Consider the following 20143-nt stretch of genomic DNA (forward strand, 5'->3'; position numbering starts at 1 on the left):
GGAACATGTCCGACCGGGGTGGCCTGACCTGCGGGGAACGATCTCCGTGACCGGTTCGTCACACAGGCGGGGAGATCGTCCTGCCGGATCCGGGCAGCGGAAGGGGAGCGGGCCGGAGAGGGTGGGGAGTTAGGCCGACGGAGGGGCGCCGAGTTGGGCCGAGAGAGGGGAGTTCTTGCCCACCTCTGTCGCATTGCGCGTCGACATGGCACGATCCCCCAGGCGTCCGTAAGTTACTGACGGTAAATCAGTTTGGGGGCTGAGTAATGGGACCCGGCAAGCGGAGCCTGACCACGGCGGCCATGGCCCTGGCCTGCGCATGTGCCTGCGCGGTGCTCGCGACACCCACAGTGGCGTACGCGAGCCCGACACCGACACCGACCCGGACCCCCAACGCGACACCAACGCCCGCGAGCAACAAGGACCTCGAAGCGGTCCGCAAGAAGCTGGACAAGCTCTACCACGAGGCGTCGGTGGCCACGGACGCGTACAACGCCGCCGAGGAGAAGGCCCGGAAGCAGTCCGCCGAGATCGTCGATCTGGCCCGCGAGATCGTCAAGGGCCAGGCGAAGCTGGACAAGTTGAAGAACCGCGCGGGTGCCGCCGCCCGTGCGCAGTACCGCGGCGGCGGGCTGCCGCCCGAGGCGCAGTTGTGGCTGAGCGACGACCCGCAGGAGTTCCTGGACGGCGCGGGGCGCGTGCGACAGGGCGAGCACGCGACCAAGGGGCTGCTCGCCGAGATGACGCGCACCCAGCAGGACTTGCGGCAGTACGCGAAGGACGCCTCCGCCCAGTGGAAGAAGCTGGAGGCCAACCGCAAGACCAAGGCCGAGGCCAAGAAGAAGATCAAGGAGCGGATCGCCGCCGCCGAAAAGCTGGAGTCCCAGCTGGAGAAGAAGGAGAAGGAGCGGCTGGCGAAGCTGGAGGAGGAGGCCGCCTACCAGGCGCAGACGACCTGGCTGAGCTCCGGCATCCTCGCGGAGATCAACGGCAAGGCGTCCGCGCAGGGCAAGAAGGCCGTGAAGTACGCGACCGACCAGATCGGCAAGCCCTACGGGTGGGGAGCGGAGGGCCCGGGGTCGTACGACTGCTCGGGGCTGACCTCACAGGCCTGGGCGTCCGCCGGACACGGCATTCCCCGCACCTCGCAGGAGCAGTGGAAGCAGCTCACCCACGTCGGCATCAAGGACATGCGCCCCGGCGACCTGATCATCTATTTCGACGACGCCAGCCATGTCGGGATGTACATAGGGGACGGCGCGATCGTGCACGCGCCCCGGCCCGGGCGCACGGTGACGATCACGGGTGCGGGTTCGATGCGGATTCTGGGGGTCGTCCGGCCGGACGCGTGACACGCCTCACGAGTGGCCGGCGTCGGCGCACGCCGCGTGACCTGCCCCACGTGACCTATCGCACGGTTGCCCTCCCCACGCAACCCCAGGGACGTGACCTTCGTCATCCCGGAGGGAGCCGCATCCTGTCCAAGTGCGTTACAGGATGCGGCATATGACGGTGGCTGTTTGCCGGACGTCGTGCCGCACACCATTCCGTTGCGGCACCCGGTGACGCTATGGTCCCCGTCGGCGGCTCGAGGACCTTCGACCCGCCACGCCCTCGGGGGGAGGGAAGGAACCCAGACGATGCCCGTACCCGTACCGCGGCAGAGAGCGATCCCGGCCGTGGAAAGTGGTCAGGCTCAAGCCGCGTTCTCACCCGGCGGCCCATCCGGAGTCTCGACCGGCGGCCCCGCCGGGACAGTTCCGGCGCCCCGCACCACTGCCCCTGTCGACAGCACCACCAACCTGACCCTGCTGGTCATCGAGGACGACCCGGCGGGTTCGCTCAGCGTGCCCGAAATGCTCGACGCCGCCGGCAAGCCGATCCGTATCCGTACCGCCCGCAACCTCACCGAGGCCGAGCGGCTGCTGACCGACGACGTCCACTGCATCCTGCTCGACCTGGCGCTGCCCGCGCCCGGCCGGGCCGGCGGCGGCGAGGACGAGCTGGCCACGCTCAAGCACGTGCTGCGGCTCGCGCCGCGGCACGCCGTCCTCGCGCTCACCGCGTCCGGGGACGCCGAGCGCGGCGCGGAGGCGGTGCGCGTCGGCGCCCAGGACTACCTGTTCCGCGATGAGCTGGACGGGCGGCTGCTGAGCCGCGCGATCCGGTACGCAGTGGAGAGGAAACGTTCCGACAAGGCCGAGCGACGGCTCACCGAGTCAAAGCTGCGCGCCCAGGAGAACGCGCGCCTGGAGCGCGGCCTGCTGCCGACCCCGCTCCTGGAGGGCTCCCCGCTGCGCTTCGCCGCGCGCTACCGCCCGGGCCGCTCCCGTGCGCTGCTCGGCGGCGACTTCTACGACACCGTCCGCACGCCCGACGGCACCGTGCACGCGATGATCGGCGACGTCTGCGGGCACGGGCCCGACGAGGCGGCGCTCGGCGTGGAGCTGCGCATCGCCTGGCGCGCGCTGACGTTTGCGGGCCTGTGCGGCGACGAACTGCTCTCGACGCTCCAGCAGGTCCTGGAGCACGAGCGCGAGAACGACGAGATCTTCGCGACCGTCTGCACCGTGGACATAGCACCGGACGGCCGCCGCGCCGGGCTCTGCCTGGCCGGCCACCCGTCCCCGCTGATCGCCCGCCCGGGCCGGCCCGCGGAACTGCTGCCGTACGACAACAACGGACCCGCACTCGGCCTGCTGCCGCACGCCCGCTGGCCGCGTATGCAGGTGGAACTGGGCGCCGCCTGGAGCCTGATGCTCTACACCGACGGCCTGATCGAGGGCCACATCGGCGAGGGCAAGGAGCGGCTCGGCCAGGACGGCATGGTGGACATGGTCCGCCGCCAGCTCGCACAGGGGCTGGAGGGCGAGGAGCTGCTGCGCGCGGCGGTGAGCGAGGTGCGCGAGCTCAACGGCGGGGAGTTGGCGGACGACGTCGCGGTGCTGTTGCTGGACAGGACGCCGTAAGCGCCGTACGCGTCAGGGCTTGTTGGCCATGTTGGCCGTCTTGGCCGTATTGGCCTTATCCACCGTATTGGGCTGGTTGGTCTTACCGTCCGCCGTTGTAGGGACCGTACGGGCCGTCGCTGCTGCTTCCGCCGCGGCGGCCGCGGCCGCCGCCGGATACCTGGCGCAGGGCGGGGCGGACGTCGACGAAGAAGACGATCGTGGCGATCAGGCCCGCGATCTGCAGGAAGAGCATCGGCACCAGGAGGTTCACCGCCACCGTGATGCCGAGGATGATCAGCCAGAACATCTTGTTCTGCTTGTCGGCCGCGCGGTAGGCGTCCTCGCGGGCCACCGCGGCCATCACCAGCGCCACCACGGCGAGCACCAGCATGGCCGTGAAGATCAGCCACATGAGGCCGCCGAATGCCGTCATCAGCACAATGCCCACCGCCCGAGTCGAGTCGTCTCTACGGCCACCGTACCCGCAGAACGGGCCGGGAACTCTGAGAGTGCCCGGCCCGTCTCAGGAAGGCGAAGCGGCCTGGTTGTTGCTTACGACCTGCTTCCCACGACCTACTTCGCGGGCGGAGTCGTCTTCTTGACGGTGGTCTTGCGGGCCGGGGCCTTCTTGGCGACGGGCTTCTTCGCCGGGACGGACGCGGCGGACTCGGCCGGCTTGCCCTCGTCCTTGACCTCGACCGGCTCGGCGTTCGGCTCGACGGCCGCGGCCAGCTCCTCGATCTCGTCGGCGGCCTCGCCGCGCCAGGTCCTCACGGTCTGCTCGCCGTGCTCGGCGACCTTCTCGTACGTCTCCCGGGCCTTGACGGCGTACTCGGCGGCGACGCCGACACCACGCAGGGCGAAGTCCTGAGCGGACTCACCGAGCTTCTTCAGGTCGGTGTCGAGGGTGCTGCCGAGCTTCTTGAGGTCGGCGTCGAGCGTGCTGATGAACTCCGTCACCTTGACCTGGATGGTCTCCTGCGCCTCCTTGGCGCGAGCGGCGGCCCTCTCCTGGACGGCGTTCGGGTCGATGTTCTTGACGGTCTCGATGCGCGCGGGGGCTTCGGCGCGGATCTGATCCACGATGCCGGGGACCTTCCTGGCCTGCTGGACGGCCAGATCGGCGGTGCCGGCGAGGAAGTAGAGCGGGGTCGGGTCCGTGGCGGCCTTGCGGATGTCGTCGGTGATGGCCATGGCGATGGTCCTCCCGTGTCGCTTTCGGCTGAGGGTTTTGGTGATCCGCGGTGTGACCGGCCGGTCTGCGGAGCTTCTGGCGGTGCTGGCGCTGTTCTTCAACTGGCGGTCTGCTGCGGATCGGCATCGCTGCCGTCGGCCGTGCGGGGGCCGCGGACGGCGGTGTCCTTCGGGTGCTCGGCATCCGGTATGTCCTGAGCCGTGCGTCTGCCGGTGCCGTGCACCTCGGTGTCGTGCACGTCCTCGCTCGCCGGGGTGATCTCGAATCCGTTCTCCTTGCGGAAGGACTCGTAGATCTGGAGCAGCACCTGCTTCTGCCGCTCGTTCAGCGTGGGATCGGCGAGGATGACGGCGCGCGTCTCCACCTCGTCCCGGTCCCGCTCGGCGTCGAGGATGCCGGCCCGCACGTACAGCGTCTCGGCGGAGATCCGCAGCGCCTTGGCGACCTGCTGCAACACCTCCGCGCTCGGCTTGCGCAGCCCGCGCTCGATCTGGCTCAGATACGGATTGGACACCCCGGCGGCGTCGGCGAGCTGCCGCAGTGACAGCTGCGCGTTGCGCCGCTGTTCCCGCAGATACTCACCAAGATTGCCGACGTTGAGCGATGCCATGCCCCCACCTTGCCCCATCCTCGCTAACAATTGCAAGCATCCGCTTGCAAGAGTGCGCCACGCCACGCCGCAGGCGGTGAGCCTGAGCACGGTAGTTGTCCTGTTTGCAGGACAACTGTCCTGCGGGCTCTGACCTGCGCAAACGGGCTGCTCCTGGCGATGCACGCCACCGCCTGGAGGGGGTTGACGACAAGTACGGTGCGACTCTCCCGACAGATGTCGTGGAACGCCGGAGGGAACTCGCAGGTCGGGAGGCGTGGGGCACGGCAAGTAACGTGCCCCGGCACAGCGGTTGCCGCCTGAGCAGGACCTTGTCAGGTTGGCGAGACGCTTGACGGCCGGTTTCGCATTGAAGATGGCAGTTTCCTGGTCGGAAGCCGCAGTAACGGACGTGCTCAGGAAGAGGGGCGCCGCTGACGATCCTGAAGCTCACCGCGGGCGGTCGACCAAACGATCTCGAACTCATCGGCCGACAACGACTGCGGGTCGTGCCCTTCCCACTCGGAGATGGGTGGTTCCGCGGTCAGACCGTAGACGCTCTTGTATTCAGCTGACCGACCGTCTCTTTGGGCTTCTTGCCACTCGGCCAGCGAGGCAGCGGTAAGAGCCTTGTTTCCGGGCTCCTGCAACTCGACCTGCCGGATCACATAGCCATCGGCGTCCAGCTCGAAGTAGAACCAGACGTCTTCCTCGTCCCAGAAGCAGCGAACCCAGCTCGTCACGGGTTCACCGCGGCGAAGGGCTCGTCGTGCCAGCGCCAGCCGGCGGTGCCGTCGTCGTGGATGTGCAGCATGAACTCGGCGACCGGGCCGCCGTCGGGAAACGTCAGGGTGAGCGCACTGCGGATCTGGATGTAGCAGGCGTCGGCCCGCTCCCAGTCCTCCTCGTCGGCAGCTCGCTCTTGCTCACTGAAGAGGGGACGGAACTCTTCAAAACCAGGAAGTGTCTCGACTTCGGCGTGCGTCCAGGGCATATCGGCGCCGGTCACGGTCAGCCGGGCAATCTCCTGGTCGCCGTGGTGGGTTTGTGCTCGAGTAGGTAACGCAACCCCGAGCTACCAAGGGGCCCTGTTCCCATGCGCCCACCCAGCCAAGATCACCCGAGCAGGCATCCTGTTCGATCAGAACCGCCCTCGTGATCGAACAGGACAGCGGCTCCTGACCGCAGGCGGTTGACAGTCGTTGCCCGCCGTGGAGCGCGACACGAGAAGTCCGCTGTCGATGTCTGGCTCGTGGCTGGCGCCAGCCCCGCGAACACGGTGGCGAGCAAGCGGGAACGCACCTCGTCGTTTAGGCACGCGTGTGCGGCGGCGCGCGCTGCGCCGACCAGCAGGGCGTAGACCTCGGGCAGTTCCACACCGTTTCGCACAGCGCCGTGCCGCATCCGCGAGTCGCGACACCCGCACGCCCTGGCTCTGCCCGCCACGTACCCCGCCCCGACGGCCCACGGAGAACGGAGAAGGGGACGACGGTGACCATAACCGGGCCCGTCCGTGACTGCGACACCGGTCACGGTGCTCCCGCTCGGACCCGCCCGTCCCGGCCCGCCCCGCGAGGTGTGAGTTGACCAGCACGGCCCACCCGGGAAGCTCGCAGTCCTGCGGGGCCCCGCGCTGACCTGTCAGGCGGTCGGCGCGCCGGCGACGACGTGTTGACAGCTTCCTGGCCGCCTGTTCCGCGACGACCTGCTCGGCGTCTACGGCGACGGACGAACGCGCGGTGTGCGTGCATGTCCCGCTGAGGTGCCCCTCCACCACGAACCGGCCGACCTAAAAGCGCTGGTCAGCCCTGCAACCTCGGCATGCGGCCCTACCGGGTCCTCGGGCGTGTGGACAAGCGTGTGGACAAGGTTGAGCGCCGGGTAGGGCAGCGCGTTCAGCAGGTCGGCGTCATGGATGGCCATGGCTGGAACGGCCTTACGAACACTAACGAGTGACAGATCGTTCCCTACACCCCTCGTTGGTGTTTACACGGTGACGCACAGCTCAACAGATAACGGGCAGGACAGGGGAGGTGCGGGCGTGGTCGGCAATATGGCGGAAGTCGTGCTGCGGGAGCTGGAGCCGTCGGTCGAGCGGCTCCTGGAGCGGCATCTTGCGGCTGCGCGTGACTGGCTGCCGCACCAGTTCGTGCCGTGGAGTGCGGCGCGGGACTTCGACGGGCCGCTGAAGGGTTTGGCCTGGGAATCGGCGCAGTCGACGCTGTCGCAACCCGTGCAGGACGCGCTGATCATCAATCTCCTCACCGAGGACGACCTGCCCAGTTACCACTTCGAGATCGCGACCCGCTTCGGGCCTACGTCCATGCCCGCCGGGCGGTCGACCCGGTGGCCCTGGAGGAGCTGCGGATGCGGCACGTCAGCACCGGGTACCGCAGTGACCTGCCGACCGTCCTGCACGCGCTGGCGTACGTGACCGTGCAGGAACTGGCGACCCACCGGGCCCACCGCAACGTCGGCGCGTCGTGCGGTGACCGTGTGGGCGAGCAACTGATGGCCCGGATCGCGGCGGACGAGAACCTGCACATGCTGTTCTACCGGGGCCTATACGCTGACGCGCTCCAAGGCTTCCCGGCCGAGGCCCTGATGGCCCTGGCTGACGTGGTGTGTGGCTTTCGGATGCCCGGGGCCGGGATCCCCGGTTCGGGGCGCGGGCGGCGCGGGTCGCGGCAGCCGGCATCTTCAACCTCGATGTCCATCGCGAGTACGTGATGGGGCCGTTGTTGTGTGCGCTTGGCGTGATGTCGACGACCGGGCTGGGTGCGGCCGGGCGACAGGCGCAGGACCGGCTCGGTCAACACGTGGAGTGGCTTGAGACGAAGCTTCCCGCGCGCGTGGCCTTCAGACGGATAAACGCGGGCAGCGCCGCAGGGCCTCTCGCAGCGAGGAAACAGGAGACCCAGGCATGAGGCAGGCGGCGGAAGGCGCGGCGGAGTCGGCCCTTCCCGAGGAGTTGGTGGCCCTGCTGACCGGCCACCTTAATGTAAAGGCGGATGCCGGTGAGTTCTCCGGCAGGACGACGTTCGAGAGTCTCGGCCTGGACTCGCTGTCGCTGATGGAGTTGGTGGTGGCGGCGGAGGAGGAGTACGGGATCGTCCTGCCCGAGAACGCCCTGGACCTGCGCCCGTCTTCGACCCTGGGCGAGGCGGCTCGGGCGTTCGAGCATGCGCGCTGAGATCGCGGTCACTGGGCTGGGGCTGGTGACTCCGGCCGGGCATACGGTGGAGGCGAACTGGGCGGCCTTGTGCCGGGGGCGCTCGCTGGCCGCGACGGATCCCGGCCTGGCGGGCCTGCCCGTCGACTTCTCCTGCCGGGTGACGGACTTCGACGCCGAGACGGAACTCGGCCGGGCGTCGGCGCGGCGCGGGGACCGCTTCATCCAGTTCGCCCTCGTCGCCGCCCGGCGGGCCGTCGCGGACGCGCGCCTCGATCGTCGTACCTGGGAAGCGGAGCGAGTCGGTGTCGTGCTGGGCGTGGGATCGAACAGTTTGAGTACATACGTCACTGAGTTCGGCCACCTCGGCGCCGGGCGGCCGGAGCGGGTCTCGCCGCTCGCGCTCCCGCGCAGCGTTCCGAGCATGGCCGCGGGCGAGGTCGCCATCGACCTGGGCGTGCGCGGCCCCAACTTCACCACCGCCAGCGCCTGCGCGTCGGGCGCCACCGCGATCGGAGTGGCCCGGGACCTGCTGCGATCCGGTACCTGCGACATCATGCTGGCGGGCGGCAGTGAGTCGGCTCGCTCGCGCATGACGGCCACGTGCTTCACGCGGATGCGGGCACTGTCCCGGCGCAGGGCTGAACCGGCTCTGGCCAGCCGGCCGTTCGACGCGCAACGTGACGGCTTCGTCCTGGGCGAGGGCGCCGGCATCCTCGTCCTCGAACGCGCATGCGCGGCTCGGGCCCGCCGGGCTCCCGTCCTGGCGCTGCTGCGGGGTTACGGTGCCGGCGCCGACGCGCACCATCCCATCGCCCCGCACCCGCAGGGCGACGGCGCGGTCCGCGCTATCCACACCGCTCTCGCCGACGCCGCGTGCGGGCCGAGGAACGTCGGCCACGTCAACGCGCACGGCACCTCCACCCCGCTGAACGACGCGGCCGAGGCACGAGCCCTCGTCCGCGTCTTCGGTGACGATGGGCCGCCGGTCACCGCGTCCAAGGGCGTGATCGGGCACGCGCTGGGCGCGGCCGGGGCGATTCAGGCGGCGTACACGGTTCTCGCGCTGCGCCATGCGGCCGTCCCGCCGGTGGCGAACTTCGAGGGCCAGGACGGGGACCACAAGCTGGACATCGTCGCCGGACGTCCCCGCCCCACGCGCGGCGACGCGGGGATCAGTTGCTCCTTCGGCTTCGGCGGCCAGAACGCCGTTCTGCTGTTCACGGCTTCCTAGTGGGAGCCAGACGAAGCGTCCGGATCGGATGCAAGACGGAGGCACACGGATGGATGCGGTGCGGCGCCGGGCCTGGCTGGTGGTGGTGAGCGCCCTGCTGGCGGCGGTGTGCGCGGGGGTGCTGGCCCCGGTTGCCTTCTCGGCGCTGAGCACGGGCGGCGCGGTTGCGACGGACACGGAGGCGACGCGCGCCAGACGGCAGGTAGAGCGGCTCGGCGTGCCCTCGCCCGATCTGCTCCTGGCCGTTTCACAGCGCACCGGCGTTTCACAGCGCACCGACGGTGAACGCGGGGCCGCCGTCCGGGACGGCACCAAAACGATGATGGAGACGCTGGCCGGGCAGCGCGACGTCAAGACCGTGTGGTCGGCACAGACCACCGGTGACACGTGGCTGCGCTCCAAGGACGGACGGACCCTGCTGGTCGCCGTACGGCTGAAGGGGACGGACAAGGAACGTAAACAGGTGGCGCCCGGTGTGGTGGCGGCGGCCCGCTCGGCCGTCCCGGGGATGCGGGTGGAGCCCAGCGGCGAGGTGTGGGCCAACCGGGAGATCGACGAGACCATCGAGCGCGATCTGAGCCGGGCCGAACTGCTGGCCGCGCCGGTACTCTTCGTCGTCCTGGTCTTCGCCTACGGGTCCGTGGTGTCCGCGCTGCTGCCCGTGGTCGTGGCCGCGCTTGCCATCGGCTGCACCATCCCGGTCCTGGGCCTGCTGGCGCAGGTAGCCGACGTTTCACGGGTCGCGGTGAACGCCGCCTCGGCGATCGGTTTCGGCCTGGCCGTCGACTACAGCCTCTTCCTGCTGGCCCGCGTACGCGAGGAGACCTCCCGGGGCGCGGACCTTCACACAGCGCTGGCGGCCGCCCGCCGCTCCAGCGGCCGTTCGGTCGCATTCTCCGCCGCCGCCGTCACCGTATGCCTCGCCACCGCCTTGGTAGTGCCGGTGCCGATGCTGCGCGCACTCTCCCTGGCGGGCATGATCGTCACCGTGCTGGCGGCGCTGGTCGCCCTGACCGTGCTGCCCGCCTGTCTGCGGCTGCTCGGCCCCCGGGCCCAGGCATGGGACCCGCTGGCGCGGTGGCGGCGTGCCCGTGCCGGGGACAGGAGTCGCTTCTGGCATCGCACGACGTCCACGGTCACCGCACGGCCCCTCCTGGCGGGCGGCCTGGCGGTGCTGCTGCTGGCCCTGCTGGCCCTGCCCTTCACCCACGCTCAGCTCGGCATTGTGGACGAACACACGCTGCCTTCGTCGGCTCCGGCTGCCGCAGCGGCCGAGCGTGTGCGCGCCGAGTTCACCGCGCCACCGGAGCGGCTCCTCACCGTGGTCGTCACCGGACCGCGGGCGACGGACGGTGCACCGGCGTACGGCGACCGACTCGCCCGTGTCCCGGGCATCACTGGTGTCCGCGTGGTGCGTGTGGCTCCGTCCGGTGAGGCGGTCGTGCTGCTGGCGGCCACGTCCGCCGCCCCCGGCACGCCGGAGGCGGACACCGTGGTGCACAAGGTACGCCAAACCCCCGCCCCGGGAAGCGTGGCGGTGGGCGGGCGAGCCGCGGAGGTCGTCGACACGGCTGACGCCGTCCTCGGCGCCCTCCCGTGGTGCCTGTTTCTGCTGACTGTGGGGCTCCTGGCCCTCCTCAGCGCCTTCACCCGTACCCTGGTTGCCCCCCTGAAAGCTCTGATCGTGGCCGCCGCCAGCCTCGGGGCGAGCCTCGGCGCGCTCGTCGTTCTCTTCCAGGACGGCCACGGCAGCGCAGTGCTCGGCCACTTCACGGCGACGGGAACACTGGACGCCTCGACGCTGCTGTTCGTCCTGTTCATCGCGCTCGCCCTCTCGGTGGACTACGAGGTCTTCCTGCTCGGCCGTATCCGGGAGGAGTACGACCGCTGCGGAGACAACCGCACCTCGATCATCGAGGGCGTCGCCCACACCGGCCGGCTGATGACGTCCGCTGCGGCAGCCGTGGCGATTTCGACCGCGGCCATGGCCACCTCCCACGTCGCCCTACTCAAGTTCATCGGCATCGGCGTCGCGCTCGGCGCGCTCGTGGACGCCGTCCTGGTGCGGGGAGTTCTGGTGCCCGCCGTCATGGCGGCCCTTGGTCCGGCGAACTGGTGGGCTCCGGCCCGCACCAGGTCCACGTTGTTGATCACTACACCTGTGAAGAAAGGCGGAAGCTGATGTCGATGCCTCAGGCGACACATGACCGCACCCGGCAGTCCGCGGTCGCCGGCCCACAGGTGGTGGCGATCCAGACGGCCTTCCCGCCGTATCGATACCGGCAGGAAGAGATCCTGGCCGCCCTGGCCCGCACGACGCTGCTGGAGTCCGAGATGGGCGCTCTGGTACTCCATAAGATCCATACCAACTCGGGTGTGGAGACCCGCTCGCTGTCCCTGCCGTTGGAGAAGCTCGTCGATCTCGCCCGCCGGGAGGACTTCACCGAGCAGAACCGCGTCTGGCTCGACACCGCCATGGACCTGGGCGAACGGGCGCTGATCGGCGCGCTGCGCACCGCAGGCGTCCAGCCGGAGGAGGTCGACGCGGTGATCAGCACCACCGTCACCGGGCTGGCCGTGCCGTCGCTGGAGGCTCGGCTCGCCCACCGGGTCGGGCTACGGCCGGACGTCAAACGTATCCCGCTGTTCGGCAGCGGCTGCGCCGGAGGCGCCGCAGGTCTGGCCCGGCTCCATGACTACCTACTGGCCCACCCCGACCAAGTGGCCGTCCTGCTCGCCGTGGAACTGTGCACACTGGCGCACCAGCTCAAGGACGGCTCCGTGGCAAACATCGTCGCCGGCAGCCTCTTCGGGGACGGCGCGGCCGCCGTCGTGGCCTTCGGAGCCCAGCGGGACGGCTGCCCCGCCGGGCCTGAGCTGGTGGACACCCACAGCCTGCTGGTCCCCGGCACCGAGGACGTCCTTGGCTGGGACATCGGCTCCCACGGCTTCCGGATCCTGCTGTCGCCCGAGGTCCCGACGCTCACGGAGAAGCACTTGCCCACGGCCGTCCAAGGGCTCCTCGCGCGGCACGCACTGTCGCCGCACCAGATCGCGAGCTGGATCATCCACGGTGGCGGACCGAAGGTCTTTACCGCTGTACAGCAGGCCCTGGACCTGCAGCCTGGCGCCTTGGAGCTCACCCGGCGCTCCGTGGCCGAGCGGGGCAACCTCTCGTCCGTCTCCGTACTGGACATCCTGCACGCGGCCATGGAAACACCGCCCCCCGCGAACGCACCCGGCCTGGTCGCCGCCATGGGGCCGGGGTTCGCCATCGAACTGGTCCTCCTCCGCTGGTAGGGGGCCGCCCGCCGCCACCGAAACCTGACGACCGCATGACCAGAAAGGTGTCACGGACCGTGCCCGCCATCCCCGCAGACGTACGCATCCTGATCGACCTCGAACCTGTGGTCACCGACGCCCTCGACACGCACTTCCGGACTACCGTCGACTGGTACCCGCACCAGTACGTCCCGTGGAGCCAGGGCCGTGACTACGACGGTCTCCTCGAAGGGGAGCCATGGGACCCCTCCCAGCAGAAACTGAAGGCGGCCGCTCGGGACGGCCTCCTCTATAGTCTGCTCACCGAAGAAAACCTGCCCAGTTACCACCGGGTGATCGGGGAAATGCTGTCGCTCGACGGCCCTTGGGGTGTCTGGGTCAATCGATGGACCGTGGAGGAGGCCAGGCACGGCACCGCCATCCGTGACTACCTCGTGGTCACCCGCAGTGCCGATCCGGTGCTTTTGGAGGACGCCCGCGCCGTGCATGTGCAGCACGGCTACGAGATCGACTACCGAGGCGACCTCATCGCCTCTCTGGTCTACGTCACCATCCAGGAGCTCGGCACCCGCGTCAGCTACCAGGGAATCCGCCGACTGTGCGACGAACCGGCGTGCGGGGCTCTGATGCAGCGCATCGCCCACGACGAGAACCGGCACATGCTCTTCTACCGGACCACCCTCCAGGCGTGTATGCGTATGCACCCCGACCGAACGCTTCAGGCTGTGGCCAAAGTCCTCAAGACATTCCGTCCCCCCGGCCATGCCGCACCCGGCTTCGGCCGGCTGATCAGCTCCATGGCCAGGTCGGGCATCCTCTCACCGGAGATCTACCACAAGGACATCGCCCTTCCCTTCGTCCGCATGCTCGGCGCCCTCGACACCACCGGACTTACACCGGTCGGACAGCACGCCCAGGAGGAGATCGCCGCGCACATGGAGGAATCAGCGGACCGTGCCGGCAGATACCGCGCCCTGGCCGAACGGCTCAACCGACTCGCGACCGCGTAAGACGAGGATTTCGCCGCCGGGAGTGAGAAGGACGATCCGACATGTCCCTTGGCTGGGTGACGATCCCCGTAAGTCTGTTCGTTCTCGTGACCGCGGTGGCCGTCGTGCGCCTGGTCGAACTGACAACCGCCCGCCGCAACGCGCGATGGGCCATCGACCGCGGCGGCGTCGAGTACGGGCAACGCCACCACCCTGTCATGATCACCCTTCATGTCTGCCTGCTCGTTGGGACCGTTGCAGAGGTCGCCCTCACCGACCGCGCCTTCGTCCCTTTGATCGGCTGGCCGGCGCTGGCCCCTCATCCTCGTGCAGGCAGGCCGCGCCTGGTGCATGAGGGCGCTCGGCCCCCGATGGAACACCCGCGTCATCGTCGTGCCCGGGCTACCGCTGGTCACCACCGGGCCCTACCGTTGGATGCGGCACCCCAACTACCTCATCGTCCTGTTCGAAGGCATCGCCCTGCCCCTCGTCCACACCGCATGGATTACTGCCATGCTCTTCACCATCGCCAACACGCCTTGGCTCGTCGTCCGCGTCGCACGGAGAACGCGGTGCTATGGCCTGCGGTGGGACCAGCGGCGCAGGGCAGTTCGTGGAGCTGTTCGCCGACCTCATCGACGGACCCCTACTGTTCGCGCTGCGCGTCTCCTACCCGCACATCGTCGTGAGCGTCGACCGGCGAGGCCCCCCGCGCGTGGACCTGCGGGATGCGGTCGGCCGCTGCGCGCAGGCCGAACGGACGGGGCGCAAGTCGGGGCACGGGTCTCGGGGAGCAGGCCATCCCTCGGGCGGAAGAAGCTGGAACGTGGAATCGGGGAGGGGCCGCCGCGGATCGAGGGCAGTGGGCCCCGGTGCCTGTCGACTTCATCAGCCCGTCCGGCAGGCACCGAAGGCTGGCGTATGGCTACCACTTCAAGAGACTGGTGGACGGCCAGGCCGGACGAAGTGCACATCGCGTGCCCTGCGGGACTCCTTCGCCCCGACGGCCCTCGCGAACGGCGTTCCCATATGCGACGTCTCCCGCCAGCTCGGCCACCGGTCCATCAAGGTAACCGTCGACATCTACGGACACCCTGTGCCCTGCGCCTGGCATCGCTGCCAGCAGGTCCTGCAGAACGCCATGCGGTCCGAGCCCCTCGACATGGCGGGTCGACCCCCGTCGGAGGCAGGCGCGAGTACCTGCGCGCAAGCCGTGTAGGCGCTGACCTGTTCGACCCCTGCTGATTCTGTGCTGACCCGGATCTCAAGGTCGCCTGGCATGGCTGGCTGACCGAGCCGGAGCTCGGCTCTGTCGGAGTGGCGCTTCACCCCCGACAGCCACGAAGCCTTCAGCCGGTATCTCGCGTTCCGGAGCACGCAGTCCTGACCTTGCCTGCCTCGCGGACTGGGACGCCCGCTTGCAGCCAACGCGCCTTGTGAAAGCGGCTGATCGTGATAGGGAGTACGGATGCTTGGTCGACTCCCGCTCGTTGAGCAGCTCGATGGCTTGCGGTCCGTGCTCTCCCAGAACGACGTCCTGACCGACGTGCTGACCAGGGCGGCGACGCTGGAACTGCCCGGCTGGTATGTGACGGCGGGCTGCCTTTTCCAGACGGTGTGGAACGTGGTCACCGACAGGCCCCCGACCGGCGGCATCAAGGACTACGACATCTTTTACTTCGACGGCACCGACCTGTCCTGGGAGGCAGAGGATGCCGTGATCAAGGCAGGGCAGGAGGTGTTCGCCGGGCTTCCGGCCGAGGTGGAGATTCGCAACGAGGCCCGTGTGCATCTCTGGTACGAGCAGAAATTCGGGGTGCCCTGCCCCCCTCACGAGTCCACCGAGGCCGCCCCGTCGCCAGCAGCGATTCCAGACCAGGCCGGTGCCGCTGATCGCGCCGCCAGGTGAACCCCCGCATCGGCCGGCGGTCCGCCACCGGCGCGTGCCCCAGATGCCGTACCGGCCCCATCACGTCGTCCCCCGCGTACTTCCACGTCGCCGTCCACCGGTCAGCCCAGCCGTCCGACACATCCAGGCCAGCCCGACCGGCGTCCACTGAGACCGGTATGAGCAGGTCCTCCCACCTACACCGGTGAGACCACACCGGCCCGGCGCTGTACGACGTGCCATCCCCTGCGTACGGGGCGGTGACGCCTTGTAGATCAGTCATGCACCCAGACAAACGGCACCCCCTTCCCAGGAGTCGGTGATCTTCGGAGTTGGCGACAACTTGCTTGCAAAAAGTGCGGGACACGCCAAGAACGATGCGAATCTGACGACAGTTGTCGTGCTCAGCGGTCCAGAAACCCCCTGGCCAGGGTGGACGGTTGACGACAACTGGCTCGCTCCGTCTCAGCGGTCTGCTTGGCCGGCTGAGCATTGCGGCTGGTGAGCGAGTTGATCTCCGTTTGGCGACGGTACCTGCGGATGTCGTTGCAGAGCGGGTGCATAGGATCGCCGGCATGACGCTGCGACCCGTCCTGGTGAACATAAAGGCGCTTGATGACTCGGCGGTCGGCCGGTTCTGGGCGGAGGCGCTCGGCTGGCGTGTGACCAGCGCGGAACCCGGCGCGACCGCCGCTCAACCCCTCGGCTTCGATTGGCTGGACCCGGTCACCGTCTGCGTCGACGTCATTGCCGTCCCGGAACCCAAGACGACAGCAAAGAACCGTGTGCACCTCGATCTCGCCACCACCTCTGTGGCCCATCAGGCGGAGTTGGTCGCGCGCCTGAAGGCTCTCGGTGCGACGCCCGCCCACGTGGGCCAGGGCAAAGTGCCGTGGACGGTCCTCGCCGACCCCGAGGGAAACGAGTTCTGCGTGCTGGAGCCTCGGGAGGTCTACCGGGACACCGGGCCGATCGCCCGGGTGGTGGTCGACTGCGCGGATCCGCGGGCCATGGCCCGGTTCTGGGACGAGGCGATGGACTGGACCCTGCACGAGGTGACCGACGATCATGCGGTGTGGCGCTCCGCCAAGGGTGTCGGCCCGTATCTCGAGTTCCTCCGCACTGGCGTGAAGACCGTGCCGGACCGCGTCCATCTTGACCTGGTGCCGGACCCCGGTGACGACAAAGCAGCGGAGGTGGCCCGGCTGCGGGCCCTCGGCGCCACCGATCTCGACGTCGGCCAGGGCGACGTCCCGTGGACGTGCCTGGCCGACCCGGAGGGCCACGAGTTCTGCGTCCTCGCCCGGTCCTGACGCGGAGCCTTGACGACACCCCGACACGTGAGCCCTGTCTGCTCATGCGCCATGCCCCCGGGTGGAGACCTGGCCGCCGGCACCGATGCGGAACACCCCGCCCGCACACTCGGGCCCCTGACGCCCTGTTCCGCCCCGCATCCTGGCGACGTCACTCGTCCCCGACCGGGAGTTCAACTGCTACGTCGGCCTCAGCGTCATGCTCGCCCAGCTGGGGGTACAGCCGGACTTCGCCTCCGCCGTCACGGCGTCGACCGCCGCAGCCAACTGACCAACCTGGCCGATCACGAGGAAGGTGTGCGTCTGTCGGACAGACGCACACCTTCCTTCTCCCGCCCCCCTCGTACGGCCCGCAGTGCGGGCCTGCTCGCACCGTGCCCTGCGACCGGGCCGGTTTCCGGCGAACTCCACCTCGGCTCGGAAGGACAAACCCGCGAGCCCGAGATCCAAGACGGGCGGCGAAGCCAGGTGCTCACTGCGAGGTCGGCCTCCCTCAGCCGTACCGCGAGCTGATGCGCGAGGGCCGCCGGCCGGTCCGACGCCTCCCCAGGGCCGCCGGCCGGTCCGGCGCCTCTGCGGGGGCACCGCGTGGCAGGGGCACAAAAGGCTCAACGGCCCGAAGCGAAGCAGAACCACACGTACGCTCGAAGCGGTCAGATCGAGCCAGGCGGCGCCGACGGAGACCGCGCAGGCGGCCCGCCCGACAGATGGAGACACGATGAGCATGGCCACGAGGACGGACACGCAGTCGCCTGCGCCGGACGGCGCCGACAGCCACGGTCTGATCCGCGTGCACGGCGCGCGCGAGAACAATCTCAAGGACGTCAGCGTCGAGATCCCGAAGCGCCGGCTGACGGTGTTCACCGGTGTCTCCGGCTCGGGCAAGAGCTCACTGGTGTTCGACACGATCGCCGCGGAGTCGCAGCGGCTGATCAACGAGACCTACAGCGCCTTCGTGCAGGGCTTCATGCCGACACTGGCGCGGCCCGAGGTCGACGTCCTCGACGGCCTGACCACCGCGATCACCGTCGACCAGCAGCGGATGGGCGCCGACCCCCGCTCCACCGTCGGCACGGCCACCGACGCCAACGCGATGCTGCGCATCCTCTTCAGCCGGCTCGGCGAACCGCACATCGGGCCGCCCAGCGCGTACGCCTTCAATGTCCCCTCGGTCCGGGCGAGCGGCGCGATCACCGTCGAGCGCGGCGCCAAGAAGGCGGTGAAGGCGACCTTCACCCGCACCGGCGGCATGTGTACGCGCTGCGAGGGCCGCGGCGCGGTCTCCGACATCGATCTCACCCAGCTCTACGACGACTCCAAGTCGCTCGCCGAAGGCGCGATCACTGTCCCCGGCTACACCGGGGGCGGCTGGAACTCCCGGCTCTACAGCGAGTCGGGCTTCGTCGACCCGGACAAGCCGATCCGCAAGTACACCAAGAAGGAGCTGCACGACTTCCTCCACCGCGAGCCGACCAGGATGAAGATCGCGGGCATCAACATGACCTACGAGGGGCTGATCCCGCGGATCCAGAAGTCGATGCTCTCCAAGGACAAGGAGGCGATGCAGCCGCACATCCGCGCGTTCGTGGAGCGGGCGGTCACCTTCACCACCTGTCCCGAGTGCGACGGCACCCGGCTCAGCGAGGGGGCCCGGTCCTCGAAGATCAAGAAGATCAGCATCGCCGACGCCTGCGCGATGCAGATCAGCGACCTGGCCGAATGGGTCCGCGGCCTCGCCGAGCCGACGGTGGCGCCGCTGCTCACCGCGCTGCAGCAGAGTCTCGACTCGTTCGTGGAGATCGGCCTCGGCTACCTCGCGCTCGACCGGCCGGCGGGCACGCTCTCGGGCGGCGAGGCGCAGCGCGTCAAGATGATCCGCCACCTCGGCTCCTCGCTCACCGACGTCACCTACGTCTTCGACGAGCCCACCACGGGTCTGCACCCCCATGACATCCAGCGGATGAACGACCTGCTGCTGCGGCTGCGGGACAAGGGCAACACGGTGCTCGTCGTGGAGCACAAGCCGCAGACGATCGCGATCGCGGACCACGTCGTCGACCTCGGCCCCGGTGCCGGCACGGCGGGCGGCACCGTCTGCTTCGAGGGCACCGTCGAGGGGCTGCGGGCAGGCGACACCGTCACCGGACGCCATCTCGGCGACCGGGCCGCCCTCAAAGAGACGGTGCGCAAGCCCACCGGCACGCTGGAGATCCGCGGCGCCACCTCCCACAACCTCCAGAGCGTCGACGTCGACATCCCGCTCGGGGTGCTCTGTGTCGTCACCGGCGTGGCGGGCTCCGGCAAGAGCTCTCTCGTCCACGGTTCGATCCCGGCCGGCGCGGGCGTGGTGTCGGTCGACCAGGGAGCCATCAAGGGCTCCCGACGCAGCAACCCGGCGACGTACACCGGACTGCTCGACCCGATCCGCAAGGCGTTCGCGAAGACCAACGGCGTGAAGCCGGCGCTGTTCAGCGCCAACTCCGAGGGCGCCTGCCCCACGTGCAACGGCGCGGGCGTCATCTACACCGACCTGGCGATGATGGCCGGCGTCGCCACCACCTGCGAGGAGTGCGAGGGCAAGCGGTACCAGGCGTCGGTGCTCGAGTACCACCTCGGCGGCCGCGACATCAGCGAGGTGCTCGCGATGTCGGTGAACGAGGCCGAGGAGTTCTTCGGCACCGGCGAGGCGCACACGCCGGCCGCGCAGCGCGTCCTCGGCCGGCTCGCCGACGTCGGGCTCGGCTACCTCAGCCTCGGCCAGCCGCTCACCACGCTGTCCGGCGGCGAGCGGCAACGGCTCAAGCTGGCCACGCACATGGCCGAGAAGGGCGGCGTCTACGTCCTCGACGAGCCGACCGCCGGCCTCCATCTCGCCGACGTCGAGCAGCTGCTCGGCCTGCTCGACGGTCTCGTCGACTCCGGCAAGTCGGTCATCGTGGTCGAGCACCACCAGGCGGTCATGGCGCACGCCGACTGGATCATCGACCTCGGCCCCGGCGCCGGCCACGACGGCGGCAGGATCGTCTTCGAGGGCACACCCGCCGACCTTGTCGCCGCCCCCTCCACCCTCACCGGCGAGCACCTCGCGACCTACGTCGGCGCGTGATCGTTCAGGGGTTTCTCGGCTTCGGCGTCGGCCGAAGCCGAACCCGAGCCCGAAGCCGAACCCGAGCCCGAAGCCGAACCCGAGCCCGAGCCCGAGGCCGAGCCCGAAGCCAGGCCGAGCCCGAAGCTGAACCCGAGGCCGAAGCCGAGCCCGAACCCGAACCCGAGGCCGAAGCCGAGCCCGAGCCCGAAGCCGAAGCCGAGCCCGAGGCCGAGCCCGAGCCCGAACCCGAGGCCGAACCGGTCGCCCAGTGCACCACCTCCGGGTCGTTGCGCCAGCGCACATGGGCGTCCAGGTCGTCGGCGCGCAGCGCCCGCAGCCGTACCAACTTGCCTTCGATCATGGGGTGATCATAGGAACCACCGGGCCCACCCCGTTGAGTCGCGGCGCCAGGTGTATTGACCCGCAGGGTTGTTGACGCGGG

15 protein-coding genes and 3 pseudogenes are annotated in these 20143 nt (G+C 69.5%); 12 read left to right on the forward strand and 6 right to left on the reverse strand.

Annotated features, from left to right (window positions below; genetic code table 11):
• Positions 1-266 precede the first annotated feature (266 nt).
• Positions 267-1352, forward strand: coding sequence for an NlpC/P60 family protein (locus OG390_RS23725; RefSeq protein WP_406170849.1), 1086 nt, complete (start codon positions 267-269; stop codon positions 1350-1352).
• Positions 1353-1640: 288 nt separating this feature from the next.
• Entirely contained in the window at positions 1641-2969 is a 1329-nt protein-coding gene (locus tag OG390_RS23730) for a PP2C family protein-serine/threonine phosphatase (protein WP_399086053.1), read from the forward strand.
• An 82-nt stretch (positions 2970-3051) separates the two neighbouring features.
• On the opposite strand, the gene OG390_RS23735 is transcribed toward OG390_RS23730, so the two are convergent.
• The 6 genes from OG390_RS23735 to OG390_RS23760 form a co-directional block, all read right to left on the reverse strand.
• The gene (locus OG390_RS23735; protein ID WP_189186484.1) at positions 3052-3390 is read right to left on the reverse strand and encodes a DUF2516 family protein; all 339 of its coding nucleotides are present in this window, start codon (positions 3388-3390) and stop codon (positions 3052-3054) included.
• Positions 3391-3524: 134 nt separating this feature from the next.
• Positions 3525-4145 carry a hypothetical protein gene (locus OG390_RS23740; RefSeq protein ID WP_406170851.1) on the reverse strand — a complete coding sequence of 207 codons (621 nt, stop codon included), beginning with the start codon at positions 4143-4145 and terminating at the stop codon, positions 3525-3527.
• A 98-nt stretch (positions 4146-4243) separates the two neighbouring features.
• A complete protein-coding gene (locus OG390_RS23745) occupies positions 4244-4756 on the reverse strand; it encodes a helix-turn-helix domain-containing protein (protein ID WP_406170853.1) in 513 nt (170 codons plus the stop codon).
• A 395-nt stretch (positions 4757-5151) separates the two neighbouring features.
• Complete coding sequence (locus OG390_RS23750; protein WP_406170855.1) at positions 5152-5478, reverse strand: hypothetical protein; 327 nt, start codon at positions 5476-5478, stop codon at positions 5152-5154.
• Positions 5475-5744, reverse strand: coding sequence for a hypothetical protein (locus OG390_RS23755; RefSeq protein ID WP_406170857.1), 270 nt, complete (start codon positions 5742-5744; stop codon positions 5475-5477). The genes OG390_RS23750 and OG390_RS23755 overlap by 4 nt, the downstream gene beginning before the upstream one ends.
• 107 nt (positions 5745-5851) lie before the next feature.
• Positions 5852-6139 carry a hypothetical protein gene (locus OG390_RS23760; protein ID WP_406170859.1) on the reverse strand — a complete coding sequence of 96 codons (288 nt, stop codon included), beginning with the start codon at positions 6137-6139 and terminating at the stop codon, positions 5852-5854.
• 649 nt (positions 6140-6788) lie between these two features.
• Between OG390_RS23760 and OG390_RS23765 the strand changes: the two are divergent.
• The 10 genes and pseudogenes from OG390_RS23765 (at position 6789) to OG390_RS23810 (ending at position 19719) form a co-directional block, all read left to right on the forward strand.
• A pseudogene (locus OG390_RS23765) lies at positions 6789-7465 on the forward strand (acyl-ACP desaturase).
• Between the two features lie 193 nt (positions 7466-7658).
• On the forward strand, positions 7659-7928 hold the full coding sequence (locus OG390_RS23770; protein ID WP_402049472.1) for an acyl carrier protein: 270 nt from the start codon (positions 7659-7661) through the stop codon (positions 7926-7928).
• Positions 7918-9141: a beta-ketoacyl-[acyl-carrier-protein] synthase family protein gene (locus OG390_RS23775; protein ID WP_406170861.1), complete on the forward strand. Its 1224-nt coding sequence runs from the start codon at positions 7918-7920 to the stop codon at positions 9139-9141. Before OG390_RS23770 ends, OG390_RS23775 begins: the two co-directional genes overlap by 11 nt.
• Positions 9142-9190: 49 nt before the next feature.
• Positions 9191-11323, forward strand: coding sequence for an MMPL family transporter (locus tag OG390_RS23780; protein ID WP_406170862.1), 2133 nt, complete (start codon positions 9191-9193; stop codon positions 11321-11323).
• 5 nt (positions 11324-11328) lie between these two features.
• Positions 11329-12441: a type III polyketide synthase gene (locus tag OG390_RS23785; protein WP_406170864.1), complete on the forward strand. Its 1113-nt coding sequence runs from the start codon at positions 11329-11331 to the stop codon at positions 12439-12441.
• A 59-nt stretch (positions 12442-12500) separates the two neighbouring features.
• A complete protein-coding gene (locus OG390_RS23790; RefSeq protein ID WP_406170865.1) occupies positions 12501-13433 on the forward strand; it encodes an acyl-ACP desaturase in 933 nt (310 codons plus the stop codon).
• Between the two features lie 41 nt (positions 13434-13474).
• Positions 13475-13970: pseudogene (locus tag OG390_RS23795) on the forward strand (isoprenylcysteine carboxyl methyltransferase family protein); the annotation flags it as partial.
• Positions 13971-14880: 910 nt separating this feature from the next.
• A pseudogene (locus OG390_RS23800) lies at positions 14881-15264 on the forward strand (nucleotidyltransferase family protein); the annotation flags it as partial.
• 611 nt (positions 15265-15875) lie between these two features.
• On the forward strand, positions 15876-16613 hold the full coding sequence (locus tag OG390_RS23805; protein WP_406170867.1) for a VOC family protein: 738 nt from the start codon (positions 15876-15878) through the stop codon (positions 16611-16613).
• Positions 16614-17331: 718 nt separating this feature from the next.
• On the forward strand, positions 17332-19719 hold the full coding sequence (locus OG390_RS23810) for an ATP-binding cassette domain-containing protein (protein ID WP_406170869.1): 2388 nt from the start codon (positions 17332-17334) through the stop codon (positions 19717-19719).
• Positions 19720-20143 lie beyond the last annotated feature (424 nt).

The sequence above is a fragment of the Streptomyces sp. NBC_00996 genome (assembly GCF_045162675.1).
In the GTDB taxonomy this organism is placed as follows: Bacteria; Actinomycetota; Actinomycetes; order Streptomycetales; family Streptomycetaceae; genus Streptomyces.